The following is a 14773-nucleotide window of genomic DNA, read 5'->3' as shown; positions in this document are numbered from 1 at the left end:
GGAATGTCCCCGGCGTGCACCAGCCACAGATGCACCGTGTGTTGCAGTCTCGCCAGTTCGACGGCGGCCGTCCGGACCGGGAGCGCCTCGAGAGTGGGGCGGTGCGCGGGCGCCAAGGCCAGGGAATGCTGCCGGACCCAGGCCCGGGACCACTTTTGCCAGGCATTTTCAAAGACCACATCGCTGACCGCGGGGTCGATTCCCAGCTCGAACAGGGAGCGGCCGGGCAGCGTCATGAGGGTGAGGCAGCCAGGGGTGGAGGAAACAATTTCCGGGGTGAGGAAGTCCCCTGCGCCGAGGAGTTCGTTCATCCGTTCGTGCCTGCCCACCGCTTCGTCGGACTGGCGGGCCCGGAAGATCTTGAGGTAGTGTTCCCCGGCCTTGACCACGGCACGCTTGTGGGCCCGGTGAACCACCACCTCACCCAGCGGTGACGCGTGTTTCAGGGCGGGGAGACGCCGGTCGCGGCCGCGCCGCAGGAGCTCCAACTGCCCCGCCCGGAGGTGGGCTGCCCGGACCCCTGCCAGGCCGGGCGCTGCCAGCTCCAGGACGTAGTCCTCCGCGGCGTCGTCGGGCCAGGACCGGATGACCTGCCATTCGGTGTTGTCAGCATCCAGGATGGCGGCCGGTACGGGCGGATGCCAGCCCATTGGATCAGCCCCTGGATCCGAGGGACTGGCTGGCGGCCAGTGGGGTGAATCCGAAGGACTGACGATGCCGTACCCGTTCCTCGAGAACGCGGGTCGCCAGAGATGAGCCCGACGGGAGCGAAGAACAGGCCAGGCGCAGCCAGCGTGCGTCCGAGTAGGCATCGAACCGATCCGGGCTGACCTGCAGTTGCCGGGCGACGGCCAACACCTCCGAGTGAGCCTTTAGGTATCGCCCCGACGTCAGGCTATTGCGCCTCAGGCGGCGCTCCAGATGGAAATCCAGGTAAGCGAGGTCGCGGGCGGCCTCGGCCTGGGCAGCATCGTCGAAGTCCAGCAGCCCGAACGGGGACCGGTCGTCGCCAGCGATGATCTGCCGGTCGTGCAGGTCTCCGTGCGCCCATACCAGTGGGTCCGGTACTGAGCCGAGCAAGTTCGCCGTGACGTAATCTGCCATGGCCATCAACGTGTGGCGTTGGGTGGACAGTTCCGGGACGTTCTCTGTGTGGCGCAGCCATCGTTTCAGCCAACGGGCCGCGGCGTTTGCTTCCGCCTCCGGTGAATGGACCGGCATTGCGCCCAGAATGGTTCGTCTGCTGGCGTCAGACGCCGCGCTCAGCTGGGCGAGCCACGCGCGGGACCATTTTTCCCATGCGTCGTCAAAATCTTTTTCGCCGATCGTGACGTAGTCCTCGCCGATTTCGCCCAGCGTCGGTCCGGAGAGGGCGCTTAAAACGAGGGTGTTCGGGGAGCTCCGAAGCACTTTGGGCGCCGTGAAGGCACCGGCGTCCAGCAAGCGGTCCATCTGGGCGCATCGTTCGGCGGGGACGGCGGCGCCTCCGGGCCGGAAGATCTTGATGTAGCAGCCCTCCGCCCGGATGATCGCCCGCATGTAGGGCCAGTGGGAAATGATTTCCCCGCGCTGTCTTTCCGTCCGAAGGGCCGGCAGGTAGGGATCGTCCTCCGGCAGGAGCTCAAAGCGGCCTTGGCCCAGATGGGCTCCCCGGACGCCGGGCCGTCCCGCAGTTGCGACCTCAAGCAGGTATTCTCCGGGTTCTTTGTCGGGCCACGCCCAGCGGACGCGCCACGGGGTGCCGGCGTCGTCGATGTATTTCCAAAGCGGTGGGTGCCAGCTCACGCGATCAGCTCCAAGGCTCGGCGGATCTGCCAGTTCGTGTCGGCCGGCCAGTCGCTGGCCCGGTTCCGGAACGGGTCGACGCTGTTCAGGAACAACCGGAAGGCCGCCCAGGTCTCCACCCCGGCCTGCGTCACATGCCCGCCGGCGTCGCGGTAACCGTCGATCAACTGGGCCGTCTTACGGCCGCCGGCGACGGGCCCGACGCCGGCGGGGTCTGCGATGTCCTCCACCGCGGCAAAGGACCCAAGGTCCCTCGCCGGGTCGGAGGTCGTCACGCGGTCGAAATCGATGATGCGGATGGCCGGGCCGTCCACCAGTACTTGGTCCGCCGAAAAGTCACCATGGACCATCACCGGCTGTTGCCTTCGGTGGCCGGCGGCGCCGACAGCTGCCAGGAGCCGGCCGGTGAGCGCGTCCACCGGAGCCTCGAGCCCGGGGAGCAGGCAGGTGATCATGGACCGCGTGGCCATGAGCTGGCGTACAAGGTCCTCCATATCCGCCATCGGGTCCGCCCCGGGCTCCGTGTCCATGCCATGGATCGCCGCCAGGGCTTGGCCGGCCCGGTAGGCGGCCGGATCGTTGCCGCCGCCGCCCAGGTCTCCCTCGCCCCAGCCCGGGGAGGCACTGATGCCGTGCGCGGCGCATTCCGGGTCCGCGAGTTCGGGCAGGACCGGGATGCCGTGGCTCTGAAGCCGCTGCCGCAGGCGGAGTCCCGCGGCAGCCTCGTCAGCGTGGACGGCGGTCTTGACGACGACGGGGACCGTCTCCGTGGGGACCCTGGCAACGAGCCTGCGCTCCGGGTTGTATCTCAGCACGCTGACCGGGGGGTCCAGGAAGCGCCCTGCCGCGGGGAGCGCTCCGAGCCGACGGAGTCCGTGGTCCCGGAGCCAGCGCAGGTTGGGGCGAAGCGGCCAGTCCTCCTCGATGGGACCGGCCGCCACGGCGACGTCGGGGTGGAGATGATCGGGCTGGATAAGCCGGATGCCGCCGCCGCGCTGTTGCGAACTGTCTGCCCGCTGCTGCAGTTTCCCGACGTGCTCCGGTGTTGTTGTCAGTGTCCAGCCGTAGCTGCCGGCACCGCTGCCGTCACTTCCGCTGCCGGCCCCATAGCCGGTCCGGCGGAAGGCGACGAGGGCGGAGGTGTGCGGTTTGTAGCGGGTCCTGATGATCTGGACACTTTCGCCCAGGAGCTCGGAGAGCAGCTCGTCGTCGAGCACCCAGTTCAGGCCAGGGACCCGGGCGTCACGGGCCGCCAGGGCACGGTCAGCGTCGCGCCGCTGCGCCTGCAGCCACTGTCCCTGCAGCCTTTGTCCCTGTGGGGTGCTCACGTCGGCACCTTGAACAGTTCACCCGGCTCGGGGGTCTGCTGCCGGTGGACCCAGCCGGCAAAGCGGGAATCCGGATCGGCCAGCAATGACTGCGGCGGCCCGTCTTCCAGGATTTGGCCGTCTTCGAGCCAGATCACCCGGTCGCACGATTGGGCCGAGTTGACGTCGTGGGTGATCGTGATGGAGGTCCGGCCCTCGGTGAGTGTGTCCAGGGCGCTGAGGACCGAATCCCGGGATGCCGGATCGAGGCCGGCGGTCGCCTCGTCCAGGATGACGATCGGGGCCTTGCGGAGCATGGCACGGGCGACGGCCAGCCGTTGACGCTGGCCCCCGGAAAGATCGTTGGCCGCCTCGCCAAGGACGGTTTCATAGCCCTGGGGCAGTGCGCGGATGAAACCGTCGGCCTGGGCGAGGGCCGCCACGGCTTCGATCTCCTCATCGGTGGCATCGAGGCGGCCGAACCTGATGTTCTCCCGGACGGAGGTTCCGAACAGCACGGAGTCCTGGAGCAGGATTGAGACATGGGAACGCACGGAAGCGATCTTCAGGGCCCGCAGGTCCTCGCCGCCGAGGCTGACACTTCCCCTCCACGGGTCCACCATCCGGAGGATCATGCTTGCCAGCGTGGACTTCCCGGCCCCGGAAGGCCCCAGCACGGCGCAGTGCTGACCCGCCGGTATGGTCAGGGTGATTCCCTTGAGCACCGCGGTTTCCTCGAAGTGGCCGGCCCAGACGTCCTCGAACACAATGTCCGGGTGCGGGTTCTTGAGGGCGACGGCGTGCGGTGACTCGGGCACGTCACTCTGGGCCTCAAGCAGGTCCGCAACCCGTTCCCCGGAGGCCGTCGCGCGTGCGATACGGCTGGTGTACCTGGCCACGTCCTTGAGTGGCCTCAGCCCGGTTTTCAGGTAAGTCAGGAAAACGACCAGATCTCCGGGGGTCATCGCGTGGTGCATCACCCTCCATCCACCGGCAGCCAGGACCACCGCCGTCGCGATTCCCGTCAGGACGTCGGTCTTCCGTTGCAGGCTGGCGGCCAGCCGCAGCGTGACCACCCCTGAGCCAAGTGCCGACTGGTTGCTCTTGCTGAAGCCCGAGCTGAGGGTGTCTTCGAGTCCATACGCCTGGACTTCGCGCATTGCGCCCAACGTCTGGGCGGCGGTGGTGGCCAGGGCGCTTTCACCCTTGCGTGACTTGCGGGCCGCCGTAGTAATCGATCCCGAGTTCTTGCGGGACACCAACACGAATATCCCGATGGACACGAACGTCACCAGTGCGATCAAAGGATCGAGCCAGAGCATGATGATCATCATTGCTATCAGCGACACGAAATTGCCGATGAGGGGGAGCCCCGCCGTGACGGCCACATCCTGCAGCCGGGACACGTCTCCGACGAGCCGCTGGACAGTGTCGCCGGTGGAGGCGCGGCTATGGTGGCGCATCGACAGGCCCTGGAGGTGGCGGAAGGTTCGGGCGCGCAATTCGGAGGAAATCCGGGTACCCACCAGGGCAAACGAAATCGCGGACACGTAGCCGGCCACGGCCCGGATCAGGCAGATGACTACCACCGCGCCGGCGCAGAGGAGCAACACCTCCGCGCTCGCCTCCACGCTGAGCGGGGACCTGCGCAGAGTGGCGCCGAGTGAGTGTGAGACGGAGTCGAGGACGATTTTCACCGGCCACGGCTCAAGAAGCCGGAAGAGGATTTCCACGGCCATGGCAATGAATCCCCAAGTGATGAGCAGCCTGTGCCCGCGCAAATGCGGGCGGACGCACCGCAAGGTCCGCCGCAGCGGTGAGAGTTCAGCCGGTGCGCTGGTGCGGGTCCGTCGCCATAAGGTCCGCCAGCTGCGGGGGTGCGAATGCCTGGCAGTGGTGGTCATTGCCTGGCCAGTCTGCGTGCAGGGGGCAGCGCCCCGGTGATCCGGGACAGCACCCCGCTCCAGCTGAACCGCTGCACGGCGTCGTTGCGGGCCTCGAGCCCCAGCCTTTCCCGCAAATTCGGGTCTTGGCCGAGCCGGAGGAGGGCGTCCGCGAGCGCGGCAGGGTCCCCCGGCGGGACGAGGACCCCGGTGCGGCCGTCCTGGATGATGGACGGAATCTGGCCCACGGCGCTCGCGATCACAGGCAACCCGGCCGCCATGTACTCAAAAACCTTCAGTGGCGAGAAGTAATCGTCCTGGCCAGGTCCGTCCGGGGGATAGGGAGCGGCGGCGGCGTCGAATTCTGCCAGGAGGCCGGGCACCGCAGCCGGCGCGACGGCGCCTGAGAATACCGTCGGCACGCCGAGGGATTCGGCGAGGCGTTCGAGGTCCTGCCGGCCGGGGCCGTCACCCACCACATGGAGCTGCCAGCGCAGGCCCGGGTCGGCGGTCTGCTGGTTGGCCAGGGCGACACCGTGCAGCAGGCCGGGGACACCGTGCCAGGGCTTCAAGGTTCCGACGAACCCGACGGTGAGGTGGTCCGGATTCCGTCGGCCGGGGCGGCGGGCCGTGATCCGTTCGACGTTCACTCCGTTCGGCGCCAGCACAGTCCTGGCGGTCGGCACCCGCGCCCGCACCCAGCGGACCACGGGATCCGAGACGCAGGCCACGACGTCGGCCGTCGCGGCGTTGCGGCGGAACACCGTCTCAGCCTTCTTCACATCGAGCAGCTGGCGGTACCGCTGCTGCTCCTCGATCAGCGGAGCATTGACCTCAAGAACGGACGGCACGTCCAGGATGCGGGCCACCACCGACAGTGCCGGGCTAAACAGCGAATACCGCTCGTAGAACAGCCCGCAACCGTTGCGCAGGACCTCGTCCGCCAGGCCCAGCGCGGCGTCCTGGACCGCCCGTTCCCGCGCCGAGGCGGGGACGGATTCCGGCTTGACTTCGACGACGTCGAGATCGGCAAGATCGCTGGGCCGCTCCGTGCCGAGCAGGGTGCAGTAGACGGTGACGACGGCGCCGGTGCCACGCCACGCCCGGACGATTTCCTGGACATGGACGGAGGAGCCCTTGGTGCCGAAGACAGGAACGCCGGGGTCGGCGCAGAGATAGGCCACGCGGGTCATGCGACTCTCCTTTCAGAACGGGAGAGGGACCTCAGGAGCTCGGCCTGGCGGTGGACGTCGTAGTCCTCCTCGATCAGGGCGCGGGCGTTGCGGGACATGGCGAGCCTGTCCGTGGCAGGGGAGCCGAGCGTGCAGATGCCGCGGGCCAGGGCGTGCGGGTTGCCCGGCCGGACCAGGACCCCGGTGGAGCCGTTCCGGACTACTTCGGGGATCCCGGTGACGGACGTGCTGACGCAGGGGACGCCCGTGGCCATGGCCTCGAGCAAGACCGTGGGCATGCCGTCCGCGTTGCCGTCTGCGCCGACCACGCAGGGCGCCACGAAGACATCGGAGGAGTGGAGCAGTTCGTGGACCTGGTCCTGGGTCTGCGGGCCGAGGAGGCGGACGTACCCGCCGAGTCGGAGCTGGCCGATGCCGGCCTCCAGTTCCTCGGCCATGAGCCCGGTACCGGCGATCCGGAGGTCCAGTTTGACCCCCTGGTCCAGCAGTTCGGCGGCCGCGGGCAACAGATACTGGAAGCCTTTTTTCTCCACCAGGCGCCCGACGGCGGCGATCCGGAGGGTGGCTTCGAGCGGCCGGGGTTCCCGGTACGGGAAGCGCTCGAGCTCCAGGCCGTTCCGCACCAGATGGAGCCGGGCGGTCGAGGACGGGAAGCGGCGGCGCAGGTAGCGCATGTTGTACCGGCTGATGGTCACGGCGTGATGGGCCTGCTCGAGCTTGAGCCGCAGGTCCTCGTCCTGGACCGATTCATGGAAGATGTCCACCGCGTGCGCGGTGAACGAGAACGGGATGCCGGTGATGAGGGACGTCAGCCGGGCCACGGTGGTTGATCCCGAGGCGAAGTGGACGTGCATGTGCCGGATGTTGCGGTTCTGCAGCGCGGTGGCCAGGTTGATGGCCTGCACGGCGTCGTCTGCCGAGGCGGCGGCGAGTTCGCCCAAATTCCGGCCGACGGCGGCTGTGAGCCCGGCCGCGTCGGCCATCCGGAGGCTCTCCCACAGGGCCACAGTCTTGATGGGGCGGTCAATGTACGTCACCGGTGCCTGGACCCGGGCGAGCTCGGGGTGGAACCGGGGGTCGTCGGTGGGCCGGAGCGAGAAGATTTCGATCCGGTCCCCGGCGGCCTCGCGGGCCAGGATCTCCGAAACGATGAACGTTTCGGAGAACCGCGGGTACATCTTCAGGACGTACGCCGTCCCCGGTTCAAACGGCGACACGGCTGGCACCTTTCACGCTCACGGCGGCATCGCTTTCGTCCGCGTTGAATTGTTCGGCACTGGCCCGTTCGGCGGTGACCTGATCGGCACTGTCCCGCTCGGTATCGGCCAGCCCGGTGGTGGCCAGCGGCCGCAGCAGCTCGGCGGCCAGCTGCGGAACCCGGATCAGGCCGTCCAGCACCGCACGACGGCGGTCCACGGTGGTGCCGAACCGGGCGGCCAGCCAGGCCGCCAGGATCTCCGGCGTCAGCGTGCCAATCTCGTGTTGCTCCAGGTACCCGGCCGCGGCGAGGGAGGCGGCCCGGATCCGCTGCTCGGCGCGCGACTGCGTGCGGGGCACGATCAGGGCCGGGACAGGCGTGCTCATGATTTCGCACACCGTGTTGTAGCCGCCCATGGCCACGACTGCGCCGGCGTGCCGGATGTGGAACACGATGTCATCGACTGCGGCGACCACTTTGACGCCGGGGCGGGCCCGCTGCCGGAGGTCGTTGAGCTGCTCGGCGGGCATCTGCGGCCCGGCGACCACGAGGTGTCCCAGCCCGTCCGGGATCGGCGTGGCGACGGCGACGCGGGCCAGGGCATAGCCGTCCGAACCGCCGCCGACCGTCGTCATGCAGTACCGCCCGGGCATGCAGCTGGTGCCGGAGGCCGAAGGGCGCCCCTCGGCGAGGTAGCCCGTGTACCGGATGAGCTTTCGGAGGGCGAACGGTATTTCGCCGGCTGCTACGGGATCGTGGACCGCGGGATCGCCGTAGACCCAAATGGCGTCGAACAGGTCCTTCACCACGCGGGGACCGCCCACCCTGGCCCATTCGGCGAGGGCCGCGGCGGGCGAGTCAAGGACCTCTCGGAGGCCCAGCACCACGCGCACGGGCCCGGCGGTGCGGGCGTGGCGCAAGGCTGTTTCGAGTTCGCCATGAACGCCCGTGGCGTGCCGGTCCACCACCACGAGGTGGGGGGAGAAACCGGCCAGCGTTGCCTGCAGCAGCCTGGCCCGCAATGGCACGAGCTCCCCCATGGGCAACGTCAGATTCCGCGGCAGGTAGCCCGCGGAACCCTTCGCCACACCGGGAAGGAGTACCCAGTCCCAGCCCTCGGGCAGCCGGAACGCCGGTGCGAGGGCTGTGCCGGTGATGAGGATTCCGGTGACGGGGCGGCCGATCAGGCCGGGAAGCTGATTGTTCAGCGCGTGGGCCAGTGCTAGATTCCGACGCACATGTCCCAGGCCCACTGAATCATGCGAGTACAGCACTATCCGCAATGGCTCCACAACAATCCTCCCCCGCCCCCGGTGCCCCCGGACACGGTCGCGAACGCGACTGTGTACGGGCAGGTGCTGTCTGATGTTATGCACCAGCGTGCGCCCCGAGAGTGAGGATGGGATGAGGGGATGATTAAGGATTCCTCATCCAAGGGCCCGCGTTTGCGGCGCCGCGCTTAGGCACGTACACCGGTAGGTGCGGGCCAGGCCAGACGGCGGGCAAGGTAAGGCGGCGGGCAAGGTAAGACGGCGGGCCAGGTCAGACGCGGACGCCGGAGGACTGCAGGGGGATCCGGATCAGGAAAGTGGCCCCGTGGCCGAATTCGGATTCCACCGTGGCCACGCCCCCATGCGCCTGGGCGATGGCCGCGACAATGGCAAGGCCCAGTCCCGAGCCCTCCACGCCGCGGCCCGTGTGCGCCCGGCCGAACCGTTCGAAGATCCGCCTCTGGTCCTCGGTGGCGATGCCGATCCCGTCATCGCGCACCCACAGCACGAGGGTGTCCTGCGGGGGCAGCGAGGTGCCGTCGTTCGCCGTCGGGCGCTCAATCCGGGAGCCGAGCGCGATGGTGGAGGACGGACCGGTGTACTTGACGGCGTTCGCGGCGAGCTGGACCAGTGCCTGGGTGAGGCGCTGCGGATCCGCCTCCACCACGTAGTCGGCTCTTTCATCGATCTGCCAGTGCCGGTCGGCCAGGACGTGCACTTTCTCCATGACCTGATCCAGGAGTTCCGGGACCCGGACGGGTTCACGCTGGATGAAGCCGATCTCGCCGGAGTTGGCGAGCAGCAGGAGGTCGTCCACCAGGCGCTGCATCCGGTCCACCTCGTCCAGCAGCACGTCCCTGGTGGCAATGACATCGTCCGGATCATCGACCGTCACGAGCTCGAGGTGCCCGCGGAGAATGGTCAGCGGGGTCCGCAGTTCATGGCCGGCGTCGTCCAGGAACTGCTGCTGTTGCTGGGCGCCCTCATCGAGTCTTTCCAGCATGGTGTTGAAGGTCTTGGCAAGCAGGGTGACGTCGTCCTCGCCCTTGCGCACCTGGACCCGCTGCGTGAGGTCCTCCGGACCCACCGCCCGGGAAGTCTCGCGCATGCGGCGGAGCGGATCGAGCAGCCGGCCGGCAACCACGCTGCCAATCACCGCGGCAGCCAGGAGCATGCCGAGGGCCACCAGCGAATACGTCCGGACCGAGCTGGCGTTGTGCTCGCGCTGGTCGCCCGCGTCCCGGCCGACCAGGAAGAATGTCCCGGGGGCGCCTTTCATGGGCACCACCACTGTTCTGAGCGGACGGCCGTCCGAGTTCAGCTCGCCGAAGGACGCGCCGGCCTGGTTACTGAGCTGGGCGGCATCGGCCAACATGCTGTTGTTCAGGAGGTTGCTGTCCCCGTTGCCCTCAACGGTCCATGCCACATGCCCATCCACTATCCCTGCCATGACCTCGTTGCTGCGCGGCTCGATATCCTCCGCGGCCTCGTGAAGTGCGCTGATATACTTCCTGTTGGCGTAGTCTCCGGACGTTTTTTTGTTGGTCTGGACGAGCTTGACCACGGCGTTGGCCTTGTCCAGAACCGCCTGGTCTGTCCTGGCGTCAGCCTCCTGGAACTGCACCACGAACGTGACCATCCCGGCCGTGACCACTCCGGCGAGCATCATGCCCAGCATGGCGGCCACCACCCGGAAACGCACCGAGTGGAACTTTGCGCCCCAGCCGGACGGGTCCTGGGTTTCCGCCTCAGGGAAGGCAACCGCCGGCGCGGCCTGGCCGTCTTCACTGGGATGTTCATCCGAGGTGGCCACTCTGTTCCCTTCCTGCGCGGATCAGCTTGCTGTGCCTAGCTGAGGCGGTACCCGGCGCCGCGGGTGGTGAGGATTCGGTCCGCGCCGAGTTTCATCCGCAACTGACGCACGTAAACATCCACCACGTTGGACGTGCCGTCGAAGTCGTAGCCCCAGACATGGCTGAGCAGTTGCTGCCGGCTCAGAACCTGCCCGGGGTGGAGCAGGAACATTTCCACCAACGCGAATTCGCGGGCGGAGAGTTCCACCATCCTGCCGTCGACGCTGACCGAGTGGGTGAGCAGGTTCAGTTCCAGGGGCCCGTAGCGCATGACGCTTCCCGCCAGCACGTCGCCGGTGTCCGACTTGCGGATCCGGGCCTTGATGCGGGCCACGAGTTCCTCGAAGTGGAAAGGCTTGACGATGTAGTCGTCGGCGCCGCCCTCCAGCGCTGCGACGGTGTCGCTGGATGATCCGCGGGCCGTGAGGAAGATGACCGGGATGCCCACCTGGCCGCGGCGCAGTGCCGCGAGGACGGCGTACCCGTCCAGGCGGGGGAGCCCGATGTCCAAAAGCAGGAGATCGAATTCGCCGCTGGAGGCGTAGTCCACGGCCGTGACGCCGTCGGCGACCACTGTGGGCACGTAGCCAGCCGCGCGCAGGCCCTTTTCGATGAAGCGGGAGATGCGTTCTTCGTCTTCTGCAATAAGGATGCGGGTCAAGGTGACTCCCTGGAAAAGCCCGGATCCGGAAGGCCCCCCTAGCCGCGCATCTGCACGGTCCTCTTCGCGGGATCCTAGGCCTGCTCCAATACTGCGGCGTCTCCTACATGTGACTGGGAGGAATTCCGGGGCCCCAGCAGCCTCGATCAGCCCGGAGTGCGGGCCGGACCCGTGCCCCGCTGTGTGGGGCCGGCGGTTGAGCTGGTGCGGACCCGTCAGGGCGGCGCGGCAGGACGTGCTGGACCGCGCGCTGGACAAGAGGCCCCTGCGTCGGGGCGACTGAACGTTCTTGATTCAGAAGGAATGGACATCTGGTGCTCCTCCAGAGGACGGCCCCACGGCGTGGGGTTCCATCGGGCAGCTGCGGCTGAGACTATTCCCGCTTCTTTCATCCTGCCCCCGTAATGGAGCCTGCGCCACCTTTGATCGGTTGATTTTCAGGCTATTAACAGGGACCTCACCATCACCGCCCAAAAAGCGCACCGGTGAGCTGGCGGGTCAGGTCGTGGATGAGGTCCAGGCGGTCCGCACTGTCGGCGTCGTCCGGGCCCCACGTATAGATGACCACCGCGTAGGAGCGGTCCCCGGCGCTGAGCAGGGCGGCGTCGTGGACGTAGCCCTGCACCACGCCGTACTTGTGGTGGACCGTGATGCCGGGCGCAACGGCGGCCGGGACGAGGTCCTCGTCATTGGTGTGCTGCATGTAGCCGAGCAGCTCCGCGGTGTGATCGGCGTTGAGCAGCTTGCCCGTGGTGAGCTGCGCCAGGAGCCGCGCCATGTCCGTCGGGGCCACCAGGTTTTGCTCGGGATCGTAGGTGATGCCGAGGGTGGCGGCGTAGGCGGTGAGGTTGGGGTAGCCGATGTCCCGCATCAGCAGGAGCCATGAGTCGTCGCTGCTGGTGTTGATCATGGCTTTGAGCTGGAACGCGGCATTGAACGCGCCCAGGGGAGCATCGAGTGACTTATCGCCGGTTTCCACGAGGTGGTAGTAGGCGGCGGCCGTCAGGACCTTCGCGGTGCTCGCCGCGGTGTACGGTGCCACGTCGCCGTAGCTCTGCAGCTGGCCGTCGCGGGTGTCCAGCACGGCGACGCCGATCCGGTGATCGGGGTGCGCGCCGATAATCCGCTGCATCTCGGCGGGAAGGTCGACGGCGGCGGCCGCCGGGGCTGCCGGTGCGGACTCCGCCGGGCCCGGCTCCTGCTGCTGGGCGACGGTCAGGACGTCACCGGTCAGGAAGTCGCGGGTCAGGAAGTCACGGGTGTGGGAATCACTGCCGGGTGCGGTGCGGATCGCGCCGAGGACCACGACGGCGGCCAGCACCAGCACGGCGGCGGCCCAGACAAGCACCACGTTCCTGCGGTGGGTGGGAGCGGCCGGCCGGGGGCCCGGATTCGTCATGTGCGTGGGCCTTTCCGGACTCGACTGGGTGGTGCCTCCGACGTTAGGCCGGGCCGGGGGCGAAGTCCACGGAGCGCGCGGGGCACGGCCCAAGTGGGACAAAAATCCCAGATGCGGGTCCACTACGCTGGCATTCATGACCCGGAAAATTACTGTCAGCCTGCCGGACCCCACCTTGCGTGAGTACCTTCAGCCGCACCCGGACGTCACCGTCCTGGAGTGGGACCTCGCCAGTGAGCCGCCCCTGCCGCGGATCGACATCGTGGTCCCGCCGTACATGGGCGGCCCGGAGGTCCTGCGGAGCCTGGCAGCGGTGGACACGGCCCTGGTGCAGAGTCAATCGATCGGATACGACGGCGTGGCGGAGTTCCTGCCGGCCGGGCGGGTCTTCGCTAACGCGTCCGGCGTGCACGAGACCTCCACCGCGGAGCTGGCCCTCGCCCTGATCCTCGCCAGCCAGCGCGAACTGCCCCGCCTGATCCAGAACCAGCAGGACGGACGGTGGGATGCCCGGCCCACGGCCAGCCTGGCCGACCGCCGCGTCCTGATTGTTGGCTACGGCGGGGTGGGCAAGGCGATCGAGGACCGGCTCCTGCCGTTCGAGACCACTGTGACCCGGGTGGCCAGCACCGAACGGACCGATGACCGCGGCCGGATCCACGGCATCGCCGAGCTGCACACGCTCCTGCCGGAGCACGACATCGTGGTGGTGGGGGTTCCGCTCAGCGACTCCACCCGGCACCTGATAGATGACGCCTTCCTCGCGGCCATGCCGGACGGCGCCCTGGTGGTGAACGTGGCCCGCGGCCCGGTGGCGGACACGGAGGCACTGGTCCGGCACACCGCCTCCGGCCGGATCCGCGCCGCGCTGGACGTCACTGATCCCGAACCCCTGCCGCAGGACCACCCGCTCTGGCGGACCCCGGGCGTCATCATCAGCCCGCACGTGGGCGGCGCGAGCTCGGCGATGCGCCCGCGGATGGGCCGGCTGCTGCAGCGGCAGATCGAGATCATGCTGGCGGGCGAGCCGCCGGTGAATGTGGTGTTGAACGGCTAGTTGGGCGGCACGGGCCCCGGCCCGGGCGTGTCGCTTTAGCCCTCCTGGGTCACGGCCGACATATCGCCGACGCCAGGTGTGCCGTCGGCGAGCGCGTAGCGCTGCTGCACCGCGCCCTTCTGTGAGGCGACGACCGGCTCGATGAGCCTGAGGTTCGTCGGAACTACCCCGTCCGCGAAGACCTTCTTTCCACCGCCGAGGAGGATCGGATATACCCAGAGCGTAAGTCGGTCGAAGAGCCGCTCGGCAAACAGGGTCTGCACGAAGTCGAGGCTGCCGATCACGTGGATGTGCTCGTGCCGGTCGCGCAGTTCGCGTACGGCGGCGACGGTATCAGGACCGAGGAGCGTGGAGTCGGCCCATTCGAGGGCCGGCGACTGGCGCGAGGCCACATATTTCGGGATGCGGTTGAACAGCCGTGCGATGTCACCGTTGGCGTGCGGCCAGTAGGCGGCGAAAATGTCGTAGGTCCGGCGTCCGAGCAGAAGCGCGTCCATCCCTTCCATCCCGGAGACGACCTGCCCGCCGACGACCTCGTCGATGAGGGGTGCCTGCCAGCCGCCAAACGCGAAGCCGTCGGCAGGGTCCTCGTCGGGCCCGCCGGGCGCCTGCGCAACGCCGTCGAGAGTGGTGAACAGGTCGATATGGATGAGTCCCATGCCGTGCTCCTTCTCCGTCGCCCGTCGTCGCCGCGGCGACGGGATCACTTCGAGGCTGGCACACCGTTCCCCTGCGAAGCAACAGGTATCAGCGGCTCCCTGCAGTGTCCACCACGCAGAACCTGTTGCCCTCCGGATCGGCAAGGATCACGTAGTCGGCGTCCGCGGGCTGCTTGCTCCATTCGATCCGGGTGGCGCCCAGGGCCAGGAGGCGCTGCACCTCGGCGTCCTGGGTGTCCGTGTAGAGGTCCAGGTGCAGGCGCGGGGGAATCTGGACGGCCGCGGGGACGCGGTCCAGGGAGACGCAGGTGCCCACGCCGCCCGGCGGCTGCAGGATCACGAAGTCCCCGTCGGGCTCGTACCGGGGCTCGTAACCCAAGGCCGCCTGCCAGAAACCCATCTGGCGTTCGAGGTTGTCCACCCGGATGACGATTGAGCCGATGCGCAGCATCCGCATCAAGCTACACCCGGGCCGCAGGCCCGGCAAGCAGTCCAGCCCGGCAAGCA

At 68.2% G+C, this 14773-nt stretch carries 12 protein-coding genes and 1 pseudogene; 1 reads left to right on the top strand and 12 read right to left on the bottom strand.

The window, feature by feature from the left end:
• The 10 genes and pseudogenes from Y706_RS29145 to Y706_RS23850 all read right to left on the bottom strand — a co-directional run.
• Positions 1-650 (bottom strand): annotated as a pseudogene (locus tag Y706_RS29145) (hypothetical protein); the annotation flags it as partial.
• Between the two features lie 4 nt (positions 651-654).
• On the bottom strand, positions 655-1785 hold the full coding sequence (locus tag Y706_RS0105805) for a phosphotransferase (protein ID WP_028275845.1): 1131 nt from the start codon (positions 1783-1785) through the stop codon (positions 655-657).
• Positions 1782-3113, bottom strand: coding sequence for a phosphotransferase family protein (locus tag Y706_RS0105800; RefSeq protein WP_028275844.1), 1332 nt, complete (start codon positions 3111-3113; stop codon positions 1782-1784). Before Y706_RS0105800 ends, Y706_RS0105805 begins: the two co-directional genes overlap by 4 nt.
• Positions 3110-4831, bottom strand: a complete 1722-nt coding sequence (locus Y706_RS23860) for an ABC transporter ATP-binding protein (RefSeq protein ID WP_253906701.1) — start codon at positions 4829-4831, stop codon at positions 3110-3112. Before Y706_RS23860 ends, Y706_RS0105800 begins: the two co-directional genes overlap by 4 nt.
• Positions 4832-4992: 161 nt before the next feature.
• Complete coding sequence (locus Y706_RS0105790) at positions 4993-6168, bottom strand: glycosyltransferase (protein WP_028275843.1); 1176 nt, start codon at positions 6166-6168, stop codon at positions 4993-4995.
• A complete protein-coding gene (locus tag Y706_RS0105785) occupies positions 6165-7385 on the bottom strand; it encodes a glycosyltransferase (protein ID WP_028275842.1) in 1221 nt (406 codons plus the stop codon). The genes Y706_RS0105790 and Y706_RS0105785 overlap by 4 nt, the downstream gene beginning before the upstream one ends.
• A complete protein-coding gene (locus Y706_RS23855) occupies positions 7372-8604 on the bottom strand; it encodes a glycosyltransferase family protein (RefSeq protein ID WP_243180701.1) in 1233 nt (410 codons plus the stop codon). The genes Y706_RS0105785 and Y706_RS23855 overlap by 14 nt, the downstream gene beginning before the upstream one ends.
• Positions 8605-8908: 304 nt before the next feature.
• A complete protein-coding gene (locus tag Y706_RS0105775) occupies positions 8909-10450 on the bottom strand; it encodes a sensor histidine kinase (protein WP_052355016.1) in 1542 nt (513 codons plus the stop codon).
• Positions 10451-10485: 35 nt separating this feature from the next.
• Positions 10486-11151, bottom strand: coding sequence for a response regulator transcription factor (locus tag Y706_RS0105770; protein ID WP_028275840.1), 666 nt, complete (start codon positions 11149-11151; stop codon positions 10486-10488).
• 463 nt (positions 11152-11614) lie between these two features.
• The gene (locus Y706_RS23850) at positions 11615-12550 is read right to left on the bottom strand and encodes a serine hydrolase (protein WP_043435005.1); all 936 of its coding nucleotides are present in this window, start codon (positions 12548-12550) and stop codon (positions 11615-11617) included.
• 136 nt (positions 12551-12686) lie between these two features.
• On the opposite strand from Y706_RS23850, the gene Y706_RS0105760 reads away from it, so the two are divergent.
• Positions 12687-13607 (top strand): 2-hydroxyacid dehydrogenase, encoded by a 921-nt coding sequence (locus Y706_RS0105760; protein ID WP_028275839.1) that lies wholly within the window; start codon positions 12687-12689, stop codon positions 13605-13607.
• 35 nt (positions 13608-13642) lie between these two features.
• Here the strand turns inward: Y706_RS0105760 and Y706_RS0105755 are convergent, their stop codons facing one another.
• Entirely contained in the window at positions 13643-14266 is a 624-nt protein-coding gene (locus Y706_RS0105755) for a dihydrofolate reductase family protein (RefSeq protein WP_028275838.1), read from the bottom strand.
• A gap of 88 nt (positions 14267-14354) precedes the next feature.
• Positions 14355-14717 carry a VOC family protein gene (locus Y706_RS0105750; protein WP_028275837.1) on the bottom strand — a complete coding sequence of 121 codons (363 nt, stop codon included), beginning with the start codon at positions 14715-14717 and terminating at the stop codon, positions 14355-14357.
• Positions 14718-14773 lie beyond the last annotated feature (56 nt).

Origin of the sequence: Arthrobacter sp. I3 (assembly GCF_000520575.1) — a bacterium.
GTDB classification, from domain to species: domain Bacteria; phylum Actinomycetota; class Actinomycetes; order Actinomycetales; family Micrococcaceae; genus Arthrobacter; species Arthrobacter humicola_A.
The sequence above is the reverse complement of the archived record's forward strand: the minus strand, read 5'-3'. Positions and strand labels throughout refer to the sequence as shown.

Bases quoted from the DNA above. Each gene is read 5' to 3' on its own strand.
- Y706_RS23860 (WP_253906701.1), bottom strand. From the start codon at position 4,831: ATGGCCGTGGAAATCCTCTTCCGGCTTCTTGAGCCGTGGCCGGTGAAA.
- Y706_RS0105790 (WP_028275843.1), bottom strand. From the start codon at position 6,168: ATGACCCGCGTGGCCTATCTCTGCGCCGACCCCGGCGTTCCTGTCTTC.
- Y706_RS23850 (WP_043435005.1), bottom strand. From the start codon at position 12,550: ATGACGAATCCGGGCCCCCGGCCGGCCGCTCCCACCCACCGCAGGAAC.
- Y706_RS0105760 (WP_028275839.1), top strand. From the start codon at position 12,687: ATGACCCGGAAAATTACTGTCAGCCTGCCGGACCCCACCTTGCGTGAG.
- Y706_RS0105755 (WP_028275838.1), bottom strand. From the start codon at position 14,266: ATGGGACTCATCCATATCGACCTGTTCACCACTCTCGACGGCGTTGCG.
- Y706_RS0105750 (WP_028275837.1), bottom strand. From the start codon at position 14,717: ATGCTGCGCATCGGCTCAATCGTCATCCGGGTGGACAACCTCGAACGC.